Raw genomic sequence first — 4,471 nt, 5'->3', positions numbered from 1 at the left:
GTCCGCGAGCGCGTCCCGGGCCGCCTCGGGCACGGGCGCCCGCGCGGCGGCGCGGGCCCGGCCCTCGGCCTCGCGGCCGTCCTCGGAGGCGTGGTACGCGCTGCCGACGTCGCGCAGGGGCAGGTACACCTCGGCGGCCAGCACGAGGACCACGAGCCCGGCGCCGAGGTCCATCTGCCCGTAGACGAGGCGCAGGCCGATGAACACGGCCATCACGGCCACGGAGAGCGAGGCGATCAGCTCGAGGGCCATGCCGGAGACGAACGCGGTGCGCAGGGTGCCCAGAGTGGCGGCGTGGTACCGCTGCGAGGCCCGCTCGAGGGCGCGGCGCTGGACGCCGGCCCGGCGCAGCCCCACGAGCACGGGCAGTCCGCGGGCGAGCTCCACGAGGTGGCCGGAGAGGCGGTCCAGCCCGTCCTGGGCGGCGTCGATCCGCTCCTGCGTGTGCCGGCCGATGAGGACCATGAAGAAGGGCACGAGCGGGACGGTCAGCAGCACCACGAGGGCGGAGAGCGGGTCCCGGGTGAGGATCCAGGCGCCGAGGACCGGGGGCACGACGGCGGCGGAGGCCAGGGCCGGCAGGACCTCGGTGTAGTAGTCGTCCAGGCCCTGCAGGCCGTGTGTGACCAGCACGGCGTCCGCGCCCGAGCGGGGGCGCGAGCCGTCCGCGGAGGCCAGGCGGTGGGCCACGAGGTCGCGGCGCACGCCCACCTGCACGCCGAGCGCGGCGCGACGGCCCCACACCCGCTGGCCGGCGTCGGCCAGGGCGCGCAGCCCCACGCCGGCGGCGCCGAGCGCGAGGGCCCCGGCGAACGACGACGCCGCACCGACCGGCCCGACGGGCGCGGGCGGGAGGAAGAGCATCTCGAAGAGCTGGGCCGTGCCCTCGGGGTCGAGCGTGCCGGCCATGCGGGTCAGCAGGCGGGCGAGCGACTCGGCGAGCAGGATCCAGCCCGCGGCCCGCAGCGCGGCGAGCCCGAGCATCGCCGCGACGGCGCGGCGCGCGGCCGGGCTCAGGTCGGGGCCGCGGCGGCGCCGGGGGCCGTCGTCGTGCCCGCGGCCGGGCCCACGGGGCGCGCCGTCGTCGGTCACACCGGCTCCACGGCGTGGGGCTCGGGGATGTGGGTCTCGCGCACGCGACGGCGGAACACCCAGTAGGACCACGCGGAGTAGGCCAGCACGATCGGCACGAAGACGAGGCTGACCACGGCCATGATGCCCAGCGTGTACGGGCCGGAGGCCGCGATCTCGGCGGTGAGGTCGAAGGCCGGGTCCACGGTGGAGGGCTGCAGCACGGGGAACTGGACGATCATGACGGCGCTCCAGGCCGCCACGAGGAACAGCGTCAGGCCGGCCAGGGCGAGGCCCTCCCGGCCGCGGCGGGCGGCCACGACGGACCCGGCCGCGGCCGCGACGCCGGCGGCCAGCAGCGCCCACGTCCAGGGGCGGTCGCCACGCAGCAGCACGGCACCGGCCCACACGAGCAGCGGGGCGAGGGCCACCGGGGTCCAGCGCGAGAGGAAGCGGGCGGCCGCCTGCCGCGGGGCGCCGTCGGTCTTGAGCCCGATGAACGCCCACGCCTGGGCGATGGAGAAGCCGACCACGGCCAGCCCGCCCAGCACGGCCCAGCCGTTGAGCCACGCGAAGGGCCCGCCCACGCGGTCGCCGTTGGCGTCGATGGGCAGCCCGGTGGTGGTCAGGGCCAGGAAGGCGCCCACGATGAAGGCGGCCGTGAAGGAGCCCAGGGCCAGGCACCAGGTCCACACCGCCCGCGTGCGGTCCGTGCGCGCCTTGCCGCGGTACTCGATGGAGACCGCCCGCAGGATCAGGGCGAGCAGGAGCAGCAGCATGGGCAGGTACAGCGTGGAGAGCAGGGAGGCGTACCAGAACGGGAACGCCGCGAACATCGCGCCGATCGCCGTGATGAGCCAGACCTCGTTGCCCTCCCACACGGGGCCGATCACGTTCAGCAGCACCCGGCGGCGCCGCTCGTCGCGGGCCCAGGCCTGCATGAGCATGCCCGCGCCGAGGTCGAACCCTTCCAGGGCCAGGTAGCCGAGCCAGAGCACGGCGATGATCACGTACCAGAAGACGGGCAGGGCCTCGGCCATTCTCGTTCGGTCCTCTCAGCTGCGGGGGTCAGTAGGCGAACGCGAGCACGTCGTCGCGGTCGTGGCGGTCCTCGTCGGGGTCCCGGTGCTCGTCCGCCGTGAGCTCCGGCATGCCGGCGGGCACGCCGCCGCGCACGTAGCGCACCATCAGCACCACCTCGACGACGAGCAGCACGGCGTAGATCCCCACGAGCACGATCAGGGAGGCGAGCACCTCCTGGGCGCTCACGCCCGGGGAGACCGCGGCGGCCGTGAACATGTACACCTCGTCGACGCCCATGGCGGGGTTCGGGTAGACCACGAAGGGCTGCCGGCCCATCTCGGTGAACACCCAGCCGGCCACGTTCGCCGCAAAGGGGGCGCCGATGGAGGCGACGGCGGTGGCCGTCCAGCCCCGCGAGTCGGGGACCGTGCCGCGGCGGGTCATCCAGAGGGTGAGCGCCCCGGCCAGCGCGCCGAGGCCGCCGAAGGTGATCATGAGGCGGAACCCCCAGTAGGTGACCTCCATGAGCGGCTGGTAGTCGATGGGCGCTCCGGCGCGCTCGCCGTACAGCGGGTCGTCCGGCAGGTGCGTGCCGTAGCGCTCCTCGAAGTCCGGCAGCAGGGAGTTCAGGCCGGGCACGGGGGTGGTGAAGTCCTCGTAGGCGAGGTAGGAGAGCAGCCCGGGCAGCTCGATCACCGTGGTGACGTCGGTGCAGGTGGTGCGGTCGCCCGCGCCCAGGTCGCCCAGGGTGAGGACGGAGAAGGCGGTGCCGTCGTGGCACGCGGCCTCGGCGGAGGCCATCTTCGTGGGCTGGAACTCGATCATCTGCTGCGCCTGGGCGTGCCCGGTGAAGGCGGTGCCGAGGAAGCCGACGATCGCCACCGCGGCGCCGGCGCGCAGGGAGGTGATCCACACGCGGTGGTCCAGGCGGTCGCGGGCCTTGGAGCCCGTGGTGCCGACGACGACGCGCCCGTGCTCATCCACGGTGTCGATCCCGTCCCGCCGGCGCTTCCACAGGTGGTACCAGGAGATGCCGAGCAGGAAGCCTCCGGCGACGGCCCAGGAGCCGGCGATGGTGTGGGGGAAGTGCGTGAGGACGATGGGGTTGGCCAGCACCGCACCGATGTCGTTCAGCACGGGCCGCCCGTCGACCACCTCGTAGCCCACCGGATGCTGCATGAAGGCGTTCGCGGTCATGATGAAGTACGCGGACAGGTGGGCCCCGATCACGGCGCACCAGATGGCCGCCAGGTGCAGGCGGCGGGGCACCCGGCCCCAGCCGAAGATCCACACGCCCAGGAACACGGACTCCAGGAAGAAGGCGATGAGCGCCTCCAGGGCCAGCGGGGCCCCGAAGACGTCGCCCACGAACCGGGAGTACTCGGACCAGGCCATGCCGAACTGGAACTCCTGCACGATGCCCGTGGCCACGCCCATGATGAAGTTGATCAGGAAGAGCTTGCCCCAGAACTTCGTCATGCGCAGGTACTGCTCCCGGCCGGTGCGCACCCAGAGGGTCTGCATGACGGCGACCACCAGGCCGAGGCCGATGGTCAGGGGCACCATGAGGAAGTGGTAGACGGTCGTGATGCCGAACTGCCACCGGGCGAGGTCGAGGGGATCCACGGACGGCTCCTGAGACGAGGCGGGCTCCGGCGGGGACGGGCCGGAGGGTCCCGTCCACTCTAGCCACTTTTTCTACACGTTGTAGAAAACGACCGACGGCGACGGGCCTCGCCGGCTCCCCTGGCCTAGGATCGGGGGGCACGCACCGGTGAGACGAAGGAGGACCCATGACCCGCGCCCGCCTCGAAGGCGCCGTGATGGACCTCCTCTGGGACCACGCCGAGGGCCTCACGGCCGCCGAGGTCCGCACCCTCCTGCACCGCGAGGGCGCCCCGCCCGCCCTGACCACCGTCCACACGGCCCTCACCCGGCTGGCGGCCAAGGGCCGCGTGCGCCCCGCCGAGGGTGGCCGCCCCCGCCGCTTCCGCGCCGCCGTGACCCGGGAGGCCCACACGGCGGAGCTGCTGCGGGACCTCCTCGGCTCCGCCCCGGACCGGGAGGCCGTCCTGGCCGCCTTCGTGGGCGGCATCTCGGAGACCGACTCCGCCGCCCTGCGCCGCCTGCTGGACTGACCCGGACGCAGAGGCACCGTGTCCGTCCCCGTCTTGCTGCTCGCCGTCGTCGCCGTGGCCCTGGCCGGACCCGTGCCCGTGCTGCTCGGGCGCGCCGCGTGGCCGGCCCGCTCCCCCGTGCTCGCCGCCCTCGCCTGGCAGGCCGTCGCCCTCGCCGGCGGGCTCGCCCTGCTGGGCGCGCCCCTCGTGTGGGGCCTGCTGCCGTGGGGCGCGGGCCTGTCTCTTCTCCACATCTGCCG

The 4,471-nt window shown here is 74.3% G+C and carries 4 protein-coding genes and 1 pseudogene; 2 read left to right on the top strand and 3 right to left on the bottom strand.

Annotated elements, in window-relative coordinates; translation table 11 throughout:
- From NWP10_RS10515 to NWP10_RS10505, 3 genes are all read right to left on the bottom strand, one after another.
- A partial coding sequence (locus tag NWP10_RS10515) for an ABC transporter transmembrane domain-containing protein (protein WP_258300866.1) occupies window positions 1-1,092 on the bottom strand: 1,092 nt, incomplete at its 3' end.
- Window positions 1,089-2,111, bottom strand: a complete 1,023-nt coding sequence (gene cydB, locus NWP10_RS10510) for a cytochrome d ubiquinol oxidase subunit II (protein ID WP_258300865.1) — start codon at window positions 2,109-2,111, stop codon at window positions 1,089-1,091. The genes cydB and NWP10_RS10515, both read right to left, overlap by 4 nt.
- A gap of 28 nt (window positions 2,112-2,139) precedes the next feature.
- The gene (locus NWP10_RS10505; protein WP_095347518.1) at window positions 2,140-3,720 is read right to left on the bottom strand and encodes a cytochrome ubiquinol oxidase subunit I; all 1,581 of its coding nucleotides are present in this window, start codon (window positions 3,718-3,720) and stop codon (window positions 2,140-2,142) included.
- 167 nt (window positions 3,721-3,887) lie between these two features.
- Here NWP10_RS10505 and NWP10_RS10500 point away from each other — a divergent pair, with 167 nt between their 5' ends.
- Together NWP10_RS10500 and NWP10_RS10495 are read left to right on the top strand one after the other, a co-directional pair.
- Window positions 3,888-4,232: a BlaI/MecI/CopY family transcriptional regulator gene (locus NWP10_RS10500; RefSeq protein ID WP_017489455.1), complete on the top strand. Its 345-nt coding sequence runs from the start codon at window positions 3,888-3,890 to the stop codon at window positions 4,230-4,232.
- A gap of 18 nt (window positions 4,233-4,250) precedes the next feature.
- A pseudogene (locus NWP10_RS10495) lies at window positions 4,251-4,471 on the top strand (hypothetical protein); the annotation flags it as partial.

The sequence above is a fragment of the Micrococcus sp. HG099 genome (genome assembly GCF_024723355.1).
Lineage (GTDB): Bacteria > Actinomycetota > Actinomycetes > Actinomycetales > Micrococcaceae > Micrococcus > Micrococcus endophyticus.
This window is presented reverse-complemented; position numbering and strand designations above follow the sequence as displayed.